18 protein-coding genes and 1 tRNA gene are annotated in these 18,042 nt (G+C 67.7%); 4 read left to right on the forward strand and 15 right to left on the reverse strand.

Annotated elements, in window-relative coordinates:
* Window positions 1-8 precede the first annotated feature (8 nt).
* Entirely contained in the window at window positions 9-365 is a 357-nt protein-coding gene (locus ASE31_RS21325) for a hypothetical protein (protein ID WP_082604297.1), read from the forward strand.
* 15 nt (window positions 366-380) lie between these two features.
* Here ASE31_RS21325 and ASE31_RS21330 read toward each other — a convergent pair whose 3' ends face one another.
* From ASE31_RS21330 to ASE31_RS21360, 7 genes are all read right to left on the reverse strand, one after another.
* Window positions 381-1,535 (reverse strand): ROK family protein, encoded by a 1,155-nt coding sequence (locus ASE31_RS21330; RefSeq protein ID WP_057203782.1) that lies wholly within the window; start codon window positions 1,533-1,535, stop codon window positions 381-383.
* Window positions 1,536-1,640: 105 nt separating this feature from the next.
* On the reverse strand, window positions 1,641-2,864 hold the full coding sequence (locus ASE31_RS21335; protein WP_057203783.1) for a YeeE/YedE family protein: 1,224 nt from the start codon (window positions 2,862-2,864) through the stop codon (window positions 1,641-1,643).
* A 74-nt stretch (window positions 2,865-2,938) separates the two neighbouring features.
* Entirely contained in the window at window positions 2,939-3,832 is an 894-nt protein-coding gene (locus ASE31_RS21340; protein ID WP_200961150.1) for a sulfurtransferase, read from the reverse strand.
* A 291-nt stretch (window positions 3,833-4,123) separates the two neighbouring features.
* Window positions 4,124-4,197, reverse strand: a tRNA-Gly gene (locus tag ASE31_RS21345).
* 33 nt (window positions 4,198-4,230) lie between these two features.
* A complete protein-coding gene (locus ASE31_RS21350; RefSeq protein WP_057203784.1) occupies window positions 4,231-4,596 on the reverse strand; it encodes a ribbon-helix-helix domain-containing protein in 366 nt (121 codons plus the stop codon).
* 63 nt (window positions 4,597-4,659) lie between these two features.
* The gene (locus ASE31_RS21355; protein WP_057203785.1) at window positions 4,660-5,241 is read right to left on the reverse strand and encodes a DJ-1/PfpI family protein; all 582 of its coding nucleotides are present in this window, start codon (window positions 5,239-5,241) and stop codon (window positions 4,660-4,662) included.
* A gap of 126 nt (window positions 5,242-5,367) precedes the next feature.
* A complete protein-coding gene (locus tag ASE31_RS21360; RefSeq protein WP_057203786.1) occupies window positions 5,368-7,398 on the reverse strand; it encodes a methyl-accepting chemotaxis protein in 2,031 nt (676 codons plus the stop codon).
* 279 nt (window positions 7,399-7,677) lie between these two features.
* Between ASE31_RS21360 and ASE31_RS32970 the strand changes: the two genes are divergently transcribed.
* A complete protein-coding gene (locus tag ASE31_RS32970; RefSeq protein WP_255357699.1) occupies window positions 7,678-7,809 on the forward strand; it encodes a hypothetical protein in 132 nt (43 codons plus the stop codon).
* 10 nt (window positions 7,810-7,819) lie between these two features.
* Here the strand turns inward: ASE31_RS32970 and ASE31_RS21365 are convergent, their stop codons facing one another.
* The 8 genes from ASE31_RS21365 to ASE31_RS21400 are packed head-to-tail and all read right to left on the reverse strand — an operon-like array spanning window position 7,820 to window position 16,129.
* Window positions 7,820-8,512, reverse strand: coding sequence for a glutathione S-transferase C-terminal domain-containing protein (locus ASE31_RS21365; RefSeq protein WP_057203787.1), 693 nt, complete (start codon window positions 8,510-8,512; stop codon window positions 7,820-7,822).
* Between the two features lie 3 nt (window positions 8,513-8,515).
* Window positions 8,516-9,475: a tripartite tricarboxylate transporter substrate binding protein gene (locus tag ASE31_RS21370; protein ID WP_057203871.1), complete on the reverse strand. Its 960-nt coding sequence runs from the start codon at window positions 9,473-9,475 to the stop codon at window positions 8,516-8,518.
* A gap of 29 nt (window positions 9,476-9,504) precedes the next feature.
* Window positions 9,505-10,254, reverse strand: coding sequence for an enoyl-CoA hydratase/isomerase family protein (locus tag ASE31_RS21375; RefSeq protein WP_057203788.1), 750 nt, complete (start codon window positions 10,252-10,254; stop codon window positions 9,505-9,507).
* Window positions 10,255-10,262: 8 nt separating this feature from the next.
* Entirely contained in the window at window positions 10,263-11,069 is an 807-nt protein-coding gene (locus ASE31_RS21380) for an enoyl-CoA hydratase (RefSeq protein ID WP_057203789.1), read from the reverse strand.
* Window positions 11,066-12,262 carry a CaiB/BaiF CoA-transferase family protein gene (locus ASE31_RS21385; RefSeq protein ID WP_162261427.1) on the reverse strand — a complete coding sequence of 399 codons (1,197 nt, stop codon included), beginning with the start codon at window positions 12,260-12,262 and terminating at the stop codon, window positions 11,066-11,068. The genes ASE31_RS21380 and ASE31_RS21385 overlap by 4 nt, the downstream gene beginning before the upstream one ends.
* A gap of 23 nt (window positions 12,263-12,285) precedes the next feature.
* On the reverse strand, window positions 12,286-13,350 hold the full coding sequence (locus tag ASE31_RS21390; protein WP_057203791.1) for an ABC transporter ATP-binding protein: 1,065 nt from the start codon (window positions 13,348-13,350) through the stop codon (window positions 12,286-12,288).
* A gap of 21 nt (window positions 13,351-13,371) precedes the next feature.
* Window positions 13,372-15,081 carry an iron ABC transporter permease gene (locus tag ASE31_RS21395; RefSeq protein ID WP_057203792.1) on the reverse strand — a complete coding sequence of 570 codons (1,710 nt, stop codon included), beginning with the start codon at window positions 15,079-15,081 and terminating at the stop codon, window positions 13,372-13,374.
* 4 nt (window positions 15,082-15,085) lie between these two features.
* Complete coding sequence (locus ASE31_RS21400; RefSeq protein WP_057203793.1) at window positions 15,086-16,129, reverse strand: ABC transporter substrate-binding protein; 1,044 nt, start codon at window positions 16,127-16,129, stop codon at window positions 15,086-15,088.
* Between the two features lie 131 nt (window positions 16,130-16,260).
* Here ASE31_RS21400 and ASE31_RS21405 point away from each other — a divergent pair, with 131 nt between their 5' ends.
* Together ASE31_RS21405 and ASE31_RS21410 are read left to right on the forward strand one after the other, a co-directional pair.
* Window positions 16,261-17,244: a quinone oxidoreductase gene (locus ASE31_RS21405; RefSeq protein WP_057203794.1), complete on the forward strand. Its 984-nt coding sequence runs from the start codon at window positions 16,261-16,263 to the stop codon at window positions 17,242-17,244.
* Between the two features lie 17 nt (window positions 17,245-17,261).
* Entirely contained in the window at window positions 17,262-18,026 is a 765-nt protein-coding gene (locus tag ASE31_RS21410) for a glutathione S-transferase family protein (protein ID WP_057203795.1), read from the forward strand.
* Window positions 18,027-18,042: the final 16 nt, after the last annotated feature.

Below are 18,042 nucleotides of genomic sequence, written 5' to 3' on the forward strand. Positions count from 1 at the left end.
CCACCACCATGAAAGCCTTGATCCTTGCGCTGCTGAGTGCAGCGACTGCCGTAGCGCATGCGCAAACGCTCGACGTCTTCGAGTCGCATGGCAACATGCACTACGCCATGGTGCCCACCGACAAGGCCCAGGACACGCAGTACCTGGAGCGGGCAGCCTACAAGTTCTGCCAGGACCAGAACAAGGGCAGCTGCCGCGTGAAGATCTGGTCCGACAGCCTGGACAAGCCCACGGGCCAGCCCCACCACACCCGGTACGACGAAAACCAGCTCGCTGAATACATGCGCGGCTACGGAGGCGCTACCGAGGGCATTCTCTTCAACTGCAAGATGGTGAAGAACGCCAGCCGCTGCTACCAGCGTTGAGCCTGCAAGGCAGACTCACCCCTGCCCCGGCGCATCGCGCCGGTTGGTGAAGCTGGCATTGCCCAGCCCCGTGCCCACGGTGAGGATGGCCCAGCGCTCCACGTCGTTGGTGAAGGGCATCTCCGACAGGCCCTGCACCACCGCATCGTTGTGCAGGCACACCTGGGTGCGGCCATCGCCGATGTGCGGAAGCCGCTCGCACAGGTCGCGCGGCAGGTGAAAGCGCGTGCTCTCCCAGTTGCCGGGCAGGTTCTGCGTGCCGCCGGCCAGCGATCCGTCTTCCACGATCAGCCCGGGGCAGGCCACGCCGATGTAGGGGGCCAGGCGAATCTCCTTTTTCTCCGCGTAGGCGATCAGGTCTTCGAGGATGGTGGCGATGCCTTCCACCAGCTCGTCGCGCTTGGGCTCGTCATCCGCATGGGCCCACTTCTCGCGGCGCACCACTTCGGCCAAAGACATGTCGGGCGCCTTGTGCAGGTGGGTCTGCACGATGCCGCAGCGCACGTTGGTGCCGCCGATGTCCACCGCCAGGATGGCGTCGTAGCTCTGCAGCAGAGCGGGAGGCGCCAGGTGCACCCAGCCGATCAGCCCGCCCTCGTCCGAATGGTGATGCAATGTGCGCAGCTCCACGGGCACCTTCTCGGCCTTGAGGATCTTGCCGGCACGCGCGATGGACATGCCGCCGACCTCGCTCTGGTGAAAGCCCCCACCGATGATGATGCGCTCCATGCCTTTCCAGGTCTTGTGCTTGAGAAAGCGCTGCACCACGTGTGCCAACTGCAGCGCATAGTCTTCCGATGCCGCCTCGATGGCTTGCGCAGCCGCTCCGTCCTTCTCCAGCATGGCATCGATCTGGTGCTTGCTGAGTTCGCGCGTGGGCTTGTCCCCCATCGGGTCCTTGCCTGCCATGGAGGTGAAGAGCTTGCGCCAGGCGTCGAGCATGTGGCGAAACGCCGTGCGGCTGGCCACGTCGCCCACGAAGCCATCGCCATCGCGCAGCTCCAGGCTGTAGCCCTCGATGACCACCGAGGCCAGGCGCATGTCGCCATGCGGGCCGACGATGCCCAGCTCGCGCTGGGCCTTGGCGTCCTTTTCCTCCTGCGCCGCACTGGGCTTGTCAGGCGTGGCTTTCTTGGCCTTCGTGTCCTTGTCTTTGTCCTTGGAAGCCATTCATTCCCTCATGCAATGGGGCCCGCACACGGGGCTGAAGGGGCATCGTGCCCCATGCTGCGGCGCGGCGGCGTCAGCCAATGCCTTGAGATGGCCCCAGGCCGATCAGGTCTTTGAGGTCTTGCCAAGCAAGGCCTTGGCACGCAGCCCGGCCCACACGGCGAAGAACAGCGATGCGGCGAACACCCAAGCGGACAGCCCCCCGGCCATGCCGCCCGAGAGCAGAGTACCGATGGTGCAGCCCAGCCCCGTCATCGCGCCCCAGCCCAGCAGCACGCCGCCCGAGAGGCCCCGCGCAGCATCGCGCCAGGTGGGCCAGCGTGGTGCGAACTGGCGGCTGGCCAGCGCGGCGATGAAGGCGCCGGCCACCAGCCCCGCGAGCAGCAGCGCATTGGGCGTGAGCCAGGTGGACTGGGGCAGCGTGGCGCAACCGGCAAAGCCATCGAGCCCGTCGAGCCGGTCCGGTATCAGGCCCTGCCCTTGCGCCCACTGGCGCGCCGCGCTGCCCAGCGTGGCCGTCACGCCCAGCGGGCGCATGCGCACGATGGCCAGCGCGCCGATGAGCCCCACGGCCAGGCCGCCCACCCAGTAGCTCCAGCGCCCACTCCACAACCGCTGCCACACGGCACGCAGGCCCGGGACACCCGCCGCGCGCACGTCCTCTGGCACCTGCTCGCGCGCAAACCCGCGCCACAGCCATGCCGCCACCGCGGCCAGCACCGCCAGTTGCACAAGCAGCGCCCCGCCATAGCCCAGGTGCGCAGGCAGCCACACGACGGGCGCATCGGCCACGCTCAGGCTGTACAGGCCGTTCCAGGTCTTGAACCCGAGGATGAAACCCAGCGCCGAACCGAGCAGCGCAAACGGCGAGACCGCCGAGCCCTCCGCCAGCCGGTACCAGTGCGCGCTGATGCACGAGCCCGAGACCACCATGCCGGCACCGAACGACAGGCCGGCGGCCACCAGCACCCAGCTCACGGGGCCGATGTGCATGTCCGGCGGCAGCTTGCCCGGCTGTGGCACCGGCAGCCAGCCGCCCAGCACCACCGTATGGCCGACCAGGCCCACGGCCAGCGCCAGCACGATGGCCAGCAGCCCGCGCGGGTTGCCGCCCTCGAACCAGTCGCGTGCATGGCAGTAAAAGCAAAAGCGCGAGCGCTGCAGCACCAGGCCCAGCACGGCGCCAGTCACCAGGGCAAAGACCAGCGTGCGCCCACCGGCAAGGCCCTCGACCCAGCGGGTGGACAGGGCCAGCGCGGTCAGCAGGGCCACGGCGGCGATGGGAGACAGGAACTTGATTGGGTGATTGCTTGTGGTTGTCGTCGTCATGTGTGGCACCGGAACGAAAAAAAGCCCGCCGAAGCGGGCTGTAAAGAGACCCCTACCAAAAAACCCGGTACGCCTTATTTGGCTGCCCAGACCGTGCCGGCCGGGTTGTTGATGGGCACGCCCACGGCGTTGCCGTATTCGGTCCATGAGCCGTCGTAGTTCTTCACGCTGTAGCCCAGGATCTTGGACAGCGCGAACCAGGTGTGGCTGGAGCGCTCGCCGATACGGCAGTAGGTGATGACCGGCTTGCTGCCGTCGATGCCCACGTTGGCATAGAGCTTCTTCAGGTCGTTGGCCGACTTGAAGGTGCCGTCTTCCTTGACCGCCTGGCCCCAGGGCACGTTGGCGGCGCCGGGGATGTGGCCGGCGCGGATGCTCAGCTCGGGCACGCCCGCCGGCGCAAAGATCTTGCCGGTGTATTCATCGGCCGAGCGGATGTCCACCAGCTTGGCGTTGCTCTTGCCCTCGGCCGCGGCCAGGGTGTCGGTAAGGCGCGCGCGCAGCTGGGTGTTGACCTGCGTGACCTTGTAGCTGGTGGCCGCGAACTCGGGCACGCGGTTGTTCAGCGGCTGGTTCTCGGCCTCCCACTTCTTGCGGCCGCCGTCGAGCAGCTTGACGTTCTTCACGCCGTAGATGTCGAACACCCAGGCGCCCCAGGCGGCAAACCAGTTGTTGGTGTCGCCGTAGAGCACCACCGTGGTGTCGGGCGCCACGCCGGCCTTGGACAGCAGCGCTTCAAAGGCTTCCTTGCTGACGATGTCGCGGCGCACCTTGTCGTTCAGGTCCTGGTGCCAGGAGAAGTTGACGGCGCCGGGCACGTGGCTGCGCTCGTAGAGGCCCGGGTTCACGCTGACCTCGACAACGCGCACCTGGGTGTTGTCGAGGTTCTGCGCCAGCCACTCGGTACTGACCAGCGGGCCCGCCGGGATGGGCGTGGCAGCAAAGGCCACCGATGCGCCCAGTGCCATGCCGGCGCCCAGCACCCATGCGCACAGGCGCCGGCCCAGGGGCTGGGTGGGGTGGATCGTCGTCGTGTGCTGCGGCTGGCTCATGCGGGTCATCCTTGTCGTCGGGTGGCCGGTGCTGCAACCATTGCGGCAACCGATGGACAGAATTTAGAGGAGCCGTGCCATCCAGGGAACAAAGCAAAACGTGCTTTGTTATGCGAAAAACGGCACGGCTGCCCCACACCAGGGCATCAACAGGCACAAAAGACGGGGGGAGAAGCTGGAACAGCGTTGCGCGATGGCGCAGGGGGATGGAGCGGGTGAAGGGAATCGAACCCTCGTCAGTTGCTTGGGAAGCAACAGCTCTGCCATTGAGCTACACCCGCAGTGCGCCGGATTATAGGGGGTTGCCGGGCCCGTCAGGCAGCCCTGGCCAGCACGCGGCTGCGCCCTTCGGTGGCAAGCACCTGACGGGCATTCAGGCTGCGGATGGAAATGGAGGCGTCCTGCGGTATGCCGCCCGACAGCTGCAAGGCCAGGTAGCGGCCACAGCTGACGCGCAGGAACGAGGCAAAATTGTCCACCTCGCCGCGCTCCGCGACCAGTTCGTCGTACAGCCGGGCGCACAATTGGGGCACGCCCATGCCGTCGCGCTGGGCGATCTCCTCGAGCACCTGCCAGAACAGGTTTTCCAGCTTGATGCTGGTGGCCACCCCGTGCAGGCGCACAGAGCGGGCGCGGCTTTCGTACAGGGCGGGGTCGGCGCTGATGAATACCTGGCACATGGGATTTCGCCTTTCAGAACGGCCTCCATCATGGAAGACCGCCCCTGCGGCGTCAAATGGTGCCTACAGGCTGATGCGCGTGCCCATCAGCGCCAGGAACTGCGCAATCCAGGCCGGATGCGCCGGCCATGCCGGGGCGGACACCAGGTTACCCTCGGTCACGGCGGCGTCGATGGCGATCTCGGCATAGGTGCCGCCTGCGATCTCGACCTCGGCCCTGCAGGCCGGGTAGGCGGAGCAGGTGCGGCCCTTGAGCACCCCAGCGCCGGCCAGCAACTGGGCGCCGTGGCACACCGCTGCCACGGGCTTGTTGGTGTCGAAGAAGTGCTTCACGGCAGCGATCACCGCCGGGTAGGTGCGCAGGTACTCAGGGCCGCGCCCGCCGGGGATCACCAGGGCGTCGTAGCTGGCCACGTCCAGGCCTTCAAACGTGGCGTTCAGTGTGAAGTTGTGTCCCGGCTTCTCGCTGTAAGTCTGCGCGCCTTCGAAGTCGTGGATCGCCGTCTTGATGTGGTCGCCGGCCTTCTTGTCGGGGCACACGGCGTGCACGGTGTGGCCCACGGCCAGCAGGGCCTGGAACGGCACCATGGTCTCGTAGTCCTCGCAGTAGTCGCCGCACAGCATGAGTATCTTCTTCGCAGCCATGTCTTTTGTCTCCTCAGGGGTATGGGGAGTTCATTGTTGGACTGCGGCGCCGGCGGTGGGTGTTAGCCGGCTACTACATACCTGGCATGCGACATGGCTGCTGCCACCGCAGCCGGTGGCCGCCCGCTAACGCGTTGCACCCAGGCGCGCCTGGGGCTTGGCACGCAATGCCGGTGCTGGCGTGCCCGCATGCGTGCCGCTGCTGCCCAGGTTGAACTGCGCCACGGCCCCGACCATCTGCTCGGCCTGGCTGCGCAGGCTGCTCGCGGCGGCCGCCATCTCCTCGACCAAGGCCGCGTTCTGCTGGGTGGCCTGGTCGAGCTTGGTAACGGCTTCTCCCACCTGGCCGACGCCGGCGGTCTGCTCGCCGCTGGCGGCGCTGATCTCGGCCACCATGCTGGCCACGCGCCCGATGGACTGCACCACCTCCTGCATGGTGGCGCCGGCCTGGTCGGCCAGCACCGAGCCCTGCTGCACCATGGTGCTGCTGGCGACGATCAGCTCCTTGATGGCCTTGGCTTCGGCCGCCGTGCGCTGTGCCAGGTTGCGCACTTCGGCTGCCACCACGGCAAAGCCGCGGCCCTGCTCGCCGGCACGCGCCGCTTCCACGGCGGCATTGAGCGCCAGGATGTTGGTCTGGAAGGCAATGCCATCGATCACGCCGATGATGTCGGCGATCTTCTGGCTGCTGGTGTTGATGCCGTGCATGGTGCTGACCACCTGGGCCACCACCTTGCCACCGTCGGTAGCGACCTGGCTGGCCCGCACGGCCAACTGGTTGCCCTGGGCGGCACCGTCCGCGTTGTGGCGGATGGTGGCGCCCAGTTCCTCCATGCTGGCCGAGGTCTGCTCCAGCGAGCTGGCCTGGCTCTCGGTGCGGGCCGACAGGTCCTGGTTGCCATGGGCGATCTGGGAGCTCGCGGCCGATACGCTCTCGGCGCTGGCGCGCACCGTGCCCAGGCTCTCCAGCAAGCGCACGCGAAAGCCTTCCATGGCCTGCGCCAAGGTGCCGATCTCGTCACGCGACTGGATGCTGACGCCATGCGTCAGGTCGCCCTGCGCGAGGTAGCCCAGCGCGGTGCTCAGTTGCTGCACCGGTGCGCCCACCAGGCGCCGCGTGGCCAGCACCAGCACCACGGCCAGCAGCACCAGCGCCACCAGTACGCCCAACCAAAGCCAGGTCAATGCGCTGCGTGCCTCGCCCATGAGCTCAGCAACCGGCGCTTCAGCCACGATGGCCCAGTTCCAGGGCTTGTAACGCTCCACGGCGACAAAGCGGCGCGCAGTGGCTTCGCCGGAGGGGCGCGGTGACCAGGTGGCCTCGAAATCGCTGGCCTGCTCCGAGCTGGTGAGCGCCGCCAGCCAGGCTTTGCCCTCATCGACCTTCTCGTCAACGACCAGTGCCGGGCCAGAGCCCCCCAGGCCTGCGATGCGACCCCGCGCCGGCCCCGAAGAAACATCGACCGCGTAGACGGCCCCCGTGTCGAACAGCTTGCGGCTGGCCATCAACTCGCCCAGGCTGCTGAGGATGGGCGCGATGTCGGAGCCGATGAACAGGATGCCGATGGTGCGGTTGCCCTCGCGAATCGGCTCGTACACGGTCATGTAGTCGCGGCCGAACAGGTTGGCGCGGCCGATGTAGGGTTTGCCTTCGGCCATGAGGGCATAGGCCGGGTGCTTGCGGTCCAGCAGGGTATTGAAGGCGCGCTCGCCGTCCTGCTTCTTGAGCGAGGTCGTGACACGGATGAAATCGTCACCCGTGCGGGCAAAGATGGTGGCGACCGCCCCCTTGGCATCTGCGGAAAAACGGTCCACCACCTCAAAGTCGCCATTGACCGGGGCGCCCTGAAAGCTCAGCACGGCTTCGGGCTTGCCGTCCGCGCCCGGCTGCTCTGCCAGGCTGAAGGCCCCCGGGAAGTTGGCCTTGAGCAAGCCGAAGTCGCGCAGTGCCAGTTGCTGCGCCGATTCGTCCATGGTCTTCACCAGGGTGCTGACCTGGGATGCATATTGGCGCGCATCGCCACGCGATGCGGCGCCGAAGCTGCTCCAGACCATGCTGCTCACCAGTGCCATGGTGGTCAGCAAGACGACCAGAAGGCTGGCCAGGGCCACGAAGGACAGCTTGAACGCTATGGATCGGGAGGCAAAAGATGTCATGGCACTTATCCCTCAAAAAAATAGAATGTCAATAGGTTTTTTTATCTATCCAAATGTAATCGTCGATGACCATCCGCTGGCATTGGCCCGGCATAGCCTGGGGCCATCTGTCTGCATCTTGCGTCTTTGTGACGCATAAAGGCCAGCGCCGCAAGCGTGCAAACAGCATTGCGCAGCATGCACACACTGCAGCAAGCGCTATGCAGCCCGCATTCAGCCTGCCTGACCTTGCAATGCTGCTGCGCGACGGGGGTGATGTAGCAGGGCAAAGGCGCCAACGTGCTGGCCGGCCCCTTGAGCGCCCTGCACTACTTCCCGAAGGAACTGCGCGCCTGCCCTGTGCAGGCCCGCCAGCGCTGGAGCGCGGACTTCGACGCACCGCTGTCGCGGCTGTCGGTGACTTTTACCTGAGCACGACTGGTCAGCGCTTCGCGTACTGCTGCGCCCCGAACAGCACCTCGCGCGATTGCGCATCGTGTGCGGGCTTGCGCAGGTCGGCCAGCACGGCGATGCCGCGCTGCACCGCCGGGCGGCTGCCCACAGCGGCAAACCAGCGCTCGAGGTGCGGGTGGTCCGACAGGGTGATGCCCTGCTTTTCCCAGTTGCGCAGCCAGGGCCAGACGGCCATGTCGGCAATGGAGTAGTCCTCGCCGCCCAGCCAGGGGCTGGCGGCCAGCCGCCGCTCTATAACGCCGTAGAGGCGCCGGGCCTCGTTGGTGTAGCGGTCGATGGCGTAGGGGATCTTCTCGGGCGCATAGAGCCTGAAATGGTGGTTCTGCCCGAGCATGGGGCCCACGCCGCCCATCTGGAACATGAGCCACTGCAGCACCTCGTAGCGGCCCCGGTCGTCGGGTGGCAGGAAGCGACCGGTCTTGCCTGCGAGGTACAGCAGGATGGCCCCTGACTCGAACAGCGTGATGGCCTGGCCGTCCGGCCCTTCGGGGTCGCGGATCGCGGGGATCTTGTTGTTGGGGCTGATGGCCAAAAACTCGGGGCGGAACTGTGCGCCCGCGCCGATGTTCACGGGGTGGGCGCGGTACGCCAGGCCGCACTCCTCCAGCAGGATGTGGACCTTGTGGCCATTGGGCGTGGCCCAGGAATAGACGTCGATCATCGATCACTCCACCTTCACGTTGGCGTTCTTCACGCGCTCGAGTTGCGCCTTGCCGGCATCCGCCGCCCAGGCATTGAATGCGGCCGGCGTGGCAAACGGCGCGGCCTCGTTGCCGGTGGACAGCAGCTTCTCCTGCACCTGCGGGTCGGCCAGCACCTTGCTGGATGCGGCGACCAGCCGGGCCTGCACATCAGGGGGCAGCTTCGCCGGGCCGAACAGCCCGAACCAGAACGAGAACTCGAAACCCGGCAGCCCCTGCGAGTCGAGTGTGGGCACACCGGGTGCCACGGCCGAGGGCTGCTGCGTGGTCACGCCAAGCATCTTCACCACGCCCTGGCGGCCCAGGGGCAGCACCGAGGCCGCCGTGCCGAACGACAGGTCCACCTCGCCCGTGGCCACGGCCTGCAGCGCGGGCGCGCCGCCCTTGAAGGGGATGTGCACCATGGTGGCGTCAATGGCCTTCTCGAAGGACAGCGCCGCCAGGTGCGGCGAGCCACCGATACCCGAAGAGGAATAGTTGAGTTGGCCCGGCCGCGCCTTGGTCGTTGCGATCAGGTCCTTGAGCTGGGTGATGCCGCTCTTGGGGCTGACCGCCAGCACCAGGGGCGAGACGGTGAGGCGGTTGATGGGCGTGAAGTCTGCCGGGGTGTAGCGCACGGTGTACAGATGCTGGTCGATGCCGTAGAGCGTGCCCGTGGCCAGGCCGATGGTGTAGCCGTCCGCAGGGGCCCGCGAGAGCAGCGTGGAGGCCAGGGTGCTGCCCGCCCCGGGCTTGTTGTCCACTACGATGCCCTGCCCGAGTTCCTTGCCCATGGCCTCGGCGACGATGCGCGCGATGCCGTCGCCCGCGCCCGAGGGCGAATAACCCACGATGAGGCGGATGGGCTTGGCGGGGTAGTCGCCGGCCAGGGCGGGGACCGCCAGGCCGAGCAGCAGGGCCCAGGCGATGCAGTGCAGTTTCATGGCGGTGGGTCTCCGGTGCAGGCCGTTCATCACTGGCCGGTGAATTGGGGTGGGCGCTTTTGCGCCCAGGCCGCCTGGCCCTCGCGCAGGTCCGCCGACTGGTAGGCGCGCAGGGTATCGGCGTTGAACTCGTCCACGTCCAGCGTGCCCCGGGCCATGCGGTTCAGGTGGCGCTTCATGCCCACCAGGGCCAGCGGCGCCATGCTGGCGCAGTCGCTCGCCAGGCCGGCCACCTCGTCCTCCAGCTGCGCCGCCTCCACCAGTTGCGTGAGGTAGCCGATGCGCAGCATCTGCGCCGCGCCGATCTTGCGCGCAGTGAGGAACAGCAGCTTGGCATGGTCCAGCCCCAGCCGGCTCACATAGCGCTCCATGCCCGAGCGGTAGTAATGCAGGCCCAGCCGCGCGGCCGGCATGAACATGTCGATGCCCTCGGCCCCTACGCGGAAATCGCAGGCCAGTGCCAGGTCGGTGGCCCCGCCGTAGACGCCTCCGTGCAGCACGGCGATGGTCACGGGCCGTGCCATCTCCAGCGCATCGACCATGCCCGCGAAATCGATCTTGCGCGGGGCACCGATGCTGCCGATGTCGTAGCCGCTGCAGAAGTACTTGCCGGTGCTGCGCAGCTGCAGCACCAGGATGTCGGGGCGCTGGTTGACCTCATCGATCAGTGCGGCCAGGTGCTCCAGGTCATCGGCGGTTAGCCGGTTGGCCTGCTCGGGCCGGCGCAGGGTGATGGTGGCTATGGCACCGTCGGTGGTGAGTTCGGGAAGTGCGTTCATGGGTAATTTCATCGGCCATGGAATTGGGGGGTGCGCTTGGCCAGGAAGGCGCGGCGTCCCTCCCGGTAGTCTTCACTGTCAAAGCAGCGCAGCACCAGGGCGGCCACCGCATCGGCGCCTTCGGCTGCGTCGGAATAGTGCTCGAAAGCCTGCAGCGCCTGTTTGGCCGCATGCACGGTCAGAGGCGCATTGGCGGCGATCTGTGCGGCATAGGCGGCCACGCGCTCGCCAAGCAGTTCGGCATCCACCACGAAGTTGACGAGGCCCACGCGCAGCGCCTCGTCGGCCTCCAGAAAGCGTGCGCTGAAGAGGATGTCCTTGGCGGTGGACGGCCCCACCAGGCGCGCCAGCGCGGCCACGCCCCGGTAGTCATAGCCCAGGCCCAGCCGGGCGGCGGGGATGGCAAAGCGCGAGGATGAAGCAGCAAAGCGCACGTCCGCCGCGAGCGCGATCGCCAGCCCGCCACCCACGCAGTAGCCTTCGATCATCGCAATCAGAGGCTTGCTCAGCGCAGCCAGCCCGGCATGGCCGCGTGCGGCGATGGCGTCGTAGGTCTGCTTCTGCTGCGCGTCGGCCCGGTGCTGCTCGAATTCCGAGATGTCGGCACCCGAGACGAAGGCCTTGCCGCCTGCGCCCTTCATGACCACGGCACGCACGGCCGGGTCGCGCTCGAAGGCCTCGGCCGCGATGCCCAGGCCCTGCCACATGTCCAGCGACATGGCATTGCGCCGCTCGGGGTGATTGAAGGTGATCCAGCCCACGCCACCCTGCACCTCGGCCAGGATGCGCGGCGTTCCCAGGTCCAGCGCGCTCATGCCACGGCTCCCTCGCCACGCATGGCGGTGATCGACTCGTTGCTGTAGCCCAGTTCGCGCAGCACGTCGTCGGTGTGCTCGCCGGCATCGGGCGCGGCGCGGTGGAAGGCCTCGGCATGCGCGCAGGCCGACAGGTTGATGGGCGAACGCAGCAGCTGCAGCGGGCCCATCTCGGCGTGCAGCGCGGGCCGCGTCATGCGCAGGTGCTTTGCCTGCGCGTCCTCGAAGGCCTGGCCGATGTCATACACCGGCCCGCAGGGCACGCCGGCCTGGTTCAGGCGCTCCACCAGGTCGGCCACGCCGAACTGGCGGGTGATCGCGCTGATGGCCTCCTCCAGCTCGCGCCGGTGGGCCAGGCGCGAGGGCTGGTCCTTGTAGCGCTCGTCCTGCGCCAGGTGCGGCGCCTGCAGAAAGTCGCACAGCTTGGCCCACATGGCGGCGCCAGGCCCGCAGATGTTGACCTGCCCGTCGCGAGCCTCGAAGGTGCCCATGGGCACCAGCGTGGGGTGCGAATTGCCCTCCTGGCGCGCCACGTGGCCGTCCACGGTGTAGCGCGCGCCCTGGAAGTCGAGCTTGTTGAGCATGGCCTCCAGCAGCGAGGTGTGCACCCACTGGCCCTGGCCAGTGCGCTCGCGGTGCAGCAGCGCCAGCAGGATGCCCTGGCCGAGGAACATGCCGGCCGTGGTGTCCGAGATGGCGATGCCCGTGCGGTACGGGCCGCGCCCGGGCTCGCCGGTGACGGAGCTCAGCCCGCTCATGCCCTGCACGATCTGGTCGAGCCCCGGCCGCTCGGCATACGGGCCGGTCTGCCCAAAGCCCGAGATGCTGGCCAGGATGATGCGCGGGTTCACGGCGCAAAGGGCCTCGTAGGTCAGGCCCAGGCGCTGCTTGACGGAGGAGCGGAAGTTCTCCACCACCACGTCGCTGCGCTCCACGAGCTTGCGCAGCACGCGCATGCCATCGGGGGTCTTGAGGTTCAGGCTCAGGCTGCGCTTGTTGCGGTGCAGGTTCTGCTCGTCGGAGCCGCGGCGCGGCCCCAGCGTAGGCTTGCGGTCGGGCGGGTCGATGCGCACCACGTCGGCGCCCCAGTCGGCCAGCAGGCGCACGGCCACGGGGCCGGCGCGCGCGATGGTGAGGTCGAGCACGCGGTAGCCCGACAGTGGCAAGGTGGTATTGGCAGGGTTGGCTTGCATGGGCAATTCGTTTCTCGAAGACATCACTGCACCGCCGCCACGGCGTAAGGATCCACGTACATCATCGACTGCTGCCCGACCTCCAGCACCAGGGACGGCGCCGCGTGGACCTTCAGCGGCGCGCCGCCCGCGCTGGGCTGCACCAGGTAGTGCCAGTATTCCCCCAGGTAGGTGCGGCCCACGACCGACACGGCACCCAGCGGCACGGCACCATCGGGCCCGGAGCCCAGGTACAGCGACTGCGGGCGGATGGAGGCCTGCAGACTGGCCCGGTCACCCACTGCCGCATCGGCCTGCAGCGGAATGCCTTCGGGCAGACCGTCGAGCCGCATGCGCCCGCCCTGCACCGCCCCTTGCACCAGGTTGGTCTTGCCGATGAAGCCCGCGACGAAGGGCGTCTGCGGCCGGTTGTAGAGGTTCCAGGGCGTGTCGATCTGCTCCAGGCGGCCCTGGTGCAGCACGGCGATGCGGTCGGAGATGGCCATGGCCTCGGTCTGGTCGTGCGTGACGTAGACCGTGGTGAAGCGGAACTCATCGTGCAGGCGGCGGATCTCGGCGGCCATCTCTTCGCGCAGGTTGGCATCGAGGTTGGACAGCGGCTCGTCGAGCAGCAGCACCTCGGGCCGCACGATCATGGCCCGGGCCAGGGCTACGCGCTGCTGCTGGCCGCCCGACAGTTCGGCCGGATAGCGCTGCGCGTAAGGGCCGAGCTTCACCACATCGAGCATCTCCTTGACGCGCTGCGCGGTCTCGGCGGCGGGCGTCTTGCGCACCTGCAGGCCGAAGCCCACGTTCTCGGCCACGGTCATGTTGGGCCAGATGGCATAGCTCTGGAAGATCATGGACATGCCGCGGTGCTCGGGCGGCACCGAGCGCGTGGGGGTGGAGACTTCGCGCCCGTCCACCAGGATGGCACCGGCGCTGGGCTCGATGAAGCCGGCGATCATGCGCAAGGTGGTGGTCTTGCCACAGCCCGAGGGGCCGAGCAAGGTGACGAGTTCACCGCGCCGCAGCTGCAGCGAGACGCCGTCCACCACGGAGGCGCTGCCGTAGTTCTTGCGCAGGTCTTTGAGTTCGAGTTTGGACATATTTTTTGATTCCTCAGTTCTTCAGCCCCGGCGCAGCATGAAGTCGCGCCCGGCGAGCTTCATGCCGATGGCCACGACCACGGTGACGATCACCACCAGCACCACGCCCATGGCGGCCAGCGTCTCGTAGTTGCCCTGCTCGCTCAGGTCCAGCGTGAGCACCGAGACCACGCGCGAGCCCGGCCCGGTGAGGAACACCGCCGTGGACAGCTCCTTGGTGCAGATCACGAACACGAGCACGAATGCACCCAGCAGCGTCTTCTTGAGCAGCGGCGCCACCACCCGGGTGAGCACGGTGATGCGGCTGCCGCCCAGGATGCGCACGGCCTCTTCCAGTTCGGGGTTGAGGGCGCGCACCCCCGCCGAGCTGGCCGCCACCGCGATGGGCAAAAAGCGCGTGGTGAAGGCGATCACGATCAGCACCCCCATGCCATACAGCGAGAACGGCGGCCCGGCATACGCGGCATAGAGACCGATGGCAAGGATGAGCCCCGGCACGGCCACGGGCGCCAGTGCCAGGAACTGAACGAACACCGGGAACGGAGTGATGCGCCGCTGCGTGGCATAGGCAATGCAGATGCCCATGCCCACGCACACCAGTGCCGTGGCGCCCGAGTACAGCACCGTGTTGAGGATGGCCGAGCGCACCGTGAGCTGCTCGAAGAAGATGCCGTAGAAGTTGTCCCAAGTGAGGTTGTCGAGCGCGAGACCCTTGCCCCAGGCCTTGGACACCGATGCCAGCAGGAGGATGGCCAGCGGCATCACCACCGAGAGCAGGGCCACCAGCCCCGAGTACGCCAGCAGCAGCCACTTCCACCAGCCGATGTCGAAAGGCCGCCGCTCGCCGCCCTTGCCGGACACCGAGACATAGCCGCGCCGCGCCAGCAGCCTGCGCTGCAGCATGAGCATCACGATGGTGAGCAGCAGGATGGGCATGGAGAACGCCGCCGCCTGCTCCACCTGCAGCGGGTACTGGAAGAACGAGACGATCTGCGTGGTGGCCAGGTTGATGCGCGCGGGGATCGCGATCAGCGCGGGCGTGCCGTACAGGGCAATCGCCTCCAGGAAGATCAGGATGGCAGCGCCGATGATCGAGGGCAGCACCAGCGGCAAGGTCACCCGCGCCATGGTCTGGAACTTGCCGGCCCCGTGGATGCTCGCGGCATCCTCCAGCTCGGTGGACACCAGGTCGAGCGCCGACTTGGTGAACACGTAGATCAGCGGGTAGGTGTACAGCGCGATGACGAAGGCCAGCCCCCAGAAGCTGAAGATGTTGAACGGCCCCTTCTGCAGCCCGGTGAGCTCGACGACCAGGCGGTTGAGCCAGCCGGCATTGGGGCCGGCCAGCAGGATCCAGGCAATCGCGCCGAGGAAGTTGGGCATGACGAACGCTGCCAGCACGCTCAGGTGCGTGAAGCCGCGCCCCGGCATGTTGGTGCGCGAGACGGCCAGCGCCAGCGGCACGCCCAAGGCCAGCGCGATGGCCGTGACGGCAACACCCAGGTACAGGGAGTTGAGCAGCGCCTGCAGGTTGCGGCCACGGCCCAGTGCCTGCACATAGCTCTGCAGCGACCATTGGCCATCTGCCGTGTGGAAGCTGTCCCACACCAGGCGCAGGATGGGGTTGGCCACCAGCAGGACCAGTACCACGACGAGGGCACCGAACAGCCAGACCGAAGGATCACCCAGGCGGCCGGAGACCCGGCGCACAGCCGGAGGATGGAGGGCCATGGCGTCAGACACCGAAGGCCTCCCGCCAGGCATCGATCACCTTGGGGATCTGCGCGACCATCTGCGGCGGCGTGGGCGCCAGCAGCGGATTGGCGTCGCCCAGGCCGATCACGCCAGGGGCGGGCTTGGCGTGGGCGCGCAGCGGCACGCTGAACTCCTCGACCGAGATGCGTTCGGTGTCTTCGCTGCCCAGCATCCACTCCATGAACAGCTTGGAGGCATTGGGCCGGCGCGTGTTGGCCAGGATGCCCGTGGGCGAGAGGATCAGCACCGGCCCCTCCTTGGGCACCAGCGTGGCCACCGGGTTGCCCTTGGCGGCCGACCGTGCGGCCAGGCTCATCGGCCCGGCGGAGACCGATGACTCGCCGGAAATCACCGCCGTCACCGCGTCGATGGTCGAGCGGCTCACGTGCGCCTTGTTCGCGGCCAGCTTCTTGAAGAAGTCGTCGCCGTAGAGCTTGCGCATCTCGATGCACCAGGCACCGGCCGCGCCGCTGTAGGCAGGGTGCGCCACCAGGGCAGCGCCGCTCCACTTGGGGTCGAGCAGGTCGGCCCAGCTCTTGGGCGCTGCGGCGGCCGAGACCTTCTGGGTGTTGTAGACCAGGCCCATCATGAAGCAGCTTGATGCGTGGAAGTAGCCGTCCGGGTCCATGTTCTGCACGCGCTTGTCCTGCCGGGCCACGGCGGCCGGCAGAAACTTGAGCAGCAGGTTGCGGCCCTTGAGGTCCACGTAGTGCGCCAGGTCCGTGGAGGTGAACACGTCGCAGTTGGGCGTGCCGGCCTTGAGGTCCTGGTTCAGGCGCTGGTAGGCCACCTGCGCCGTGGTGCGTACCACGTTGACCTTGATGCCCGGGTAGCGCGCCGTGAAGGTGCGGCCCATCTTCTCAGCCACCTCGGAGGTCTGGGGCACCGTGTACCAGGTGAGCTCGCCCTCCTTGCGGGCAGCATCGTGCAGGGCTGCCAGGGCGGGGGCCTGTGCCCGGACTATCGCGGGAAAGGCCAGTGCGCTGGCCGCCATCACACCGAACTCTCGTCTGCGCAAGAACATGGGTTGTCTCCTGATCGTTGGTGACCGATCGGTGTCGGCCTTTTTTCAGTATGCACATGATGTTTATAAAAATACACTAATGGTTTGTATGTATTTTTTTAGAGCATGCCGAAGGCTCTAATGGCGCTGCCATGACAAAAAGCCTTTCCATCCACATCCATCGCCACGGGGAAGCCGACGTACTCGAACCTGTGCAGGTCGACGTTCCTCCCCCCGCCGCAGGCGAAGTCCAGATCCGCCAGACGGCCATCGGCCTGAACTTCGCGGACATCTACCAGCGCCGCGGCGGCCACGGCCCGCACTCGGCCACGCCCTTCCCCATCACCCCTGGTGCCCAGGGCGCGGGCGTGGTGCAGGCGGTGGGCCCGGGCGTCACGGCCTTCACGGCGGGCCAGGCAGTGGCCTATTTGCACCCGGGCGCCTACCAAGTCACGCGCAACGTGCCGGCACACCGCGTGGTGGCGCTGCCGGACTGGATACCCGAGGACATTGCGGGCGCCAACCTGCTGCGCGGCCTGACGGCCGAGTACCTGCTGCGCCGCCTGTACGTGGTGCGCCCCGGCGAGGCGGTGCTGGTGCATGCGGCCGCAGGCGGCATGGGGCTCATCCTGTCGCAGTGGGCGCGCGCGCTGGGCGCCACGGTGATCGGCACCGTGGGTTCGGCCGCCAAGGCCGAGGTGGCGCTGGCGCATGGCTGCCACCACGTGATCGACTACCGCCGCGAAGACTTCGTGGCGCGCACCCTGGAGCTGACCGGCGGCGTGGGGGTGGGCGTGGTGTACGACGCGGTGGGCAAGGACGTCTTTCTGCCCTCGCTGCAGTGCCTGCGCCCGCGCGGCCTGGCGGTCAACTACGGCACGGCCTCGGGCGACGTGGAAGCCTTCGACCTGCAGATCCTGCATGCGAAGTCACTCAGCGTGTGCCGCCCCACCCTGCGCAGCTTCGTGGCCGACCCGGCCGAACTGCGCTCGTCGGCCCAGGCCTTCTTCGACGCCGTGCGCGACGGCCATGTGCGGCTGGGCACAGGCCAGCGCTACCCGCTGGCCGAGGTGCAGCGCGCACACCGCGACCTCGAAAGCCGCGCCACCACCGGCGCCCCCGTCCTCATCCCCTGACGCACTGGACCCTTCCCATGAGACTCTTCCATGCCTGGCTGTCCAGCGCCTCGCGCCGCGTGCGCCTGTGCCTCGCCGAAAAGAACATCCCCTACGACAGCGTGGCCGTGGACCTGAGCCGGCAGGAACAGCACGCGCCCGAATTCCTGGCCATGAACCCCAACGGCGTGGTGCCGGCGCTGGAGATCGCGCCTGGCCGCTTCCTGCACGAGAGCTCGACGATCTGCGAGTACCTGGACGATATCGCGCCCGAGCCCCCGCTGCGCCCCACAGACCCGTACGAACTGGCGCAGATGCGCAATTTCGTGCGCTGGACCGACGAGAAGTCGCTGCCCCACCTGCTGATCCTGAACTGGAGCCTGATGCTGCAGTCCACCGCACAGCAGTGGAGCGACCAGGAGTTGCAGGACAAGCTGGCACGCATCCCGACCGCCGAGCGGCGCGAGGCCTGGGTGCGCATTGCCCGCAAGCCCTACACCGAGGAGGAAAAGGCAGAAGCCCTGCGCAAGCTGCTGCTGCTGGTGGACCGGATGGAAGGGATGCTGGCACCCTCTTCGCCATGGCTGATGGGCGCAAATTACTCGCTGGCGGACATTGCCGCCGCGCCCTTCATCGCGCGCATCGCGGAGATCGAGCCCGCTGCCCTGGCCGAATCTGCCCACCCGCGCGTGCACCGCTGGTGGCAGGCCATGCAGCAGCGCCCGGCGTTTGCCGCAGCGCGCCTGCAATTGTTCGGCGAGGTGCTGCAGGAGCGGCAACGCGCGGCCACCACAAGCACCTGAGCCCGGCCAAGATGCG

It is taken from the genome of Acidovorax sp. Root217, assembly GCF_001428645.1.
Lineage (GTDB): Bacteria > Pseudomonadota > Gammaproteobacteria > Burkholderiales > Burkholderiaceae_C > Acidovorax.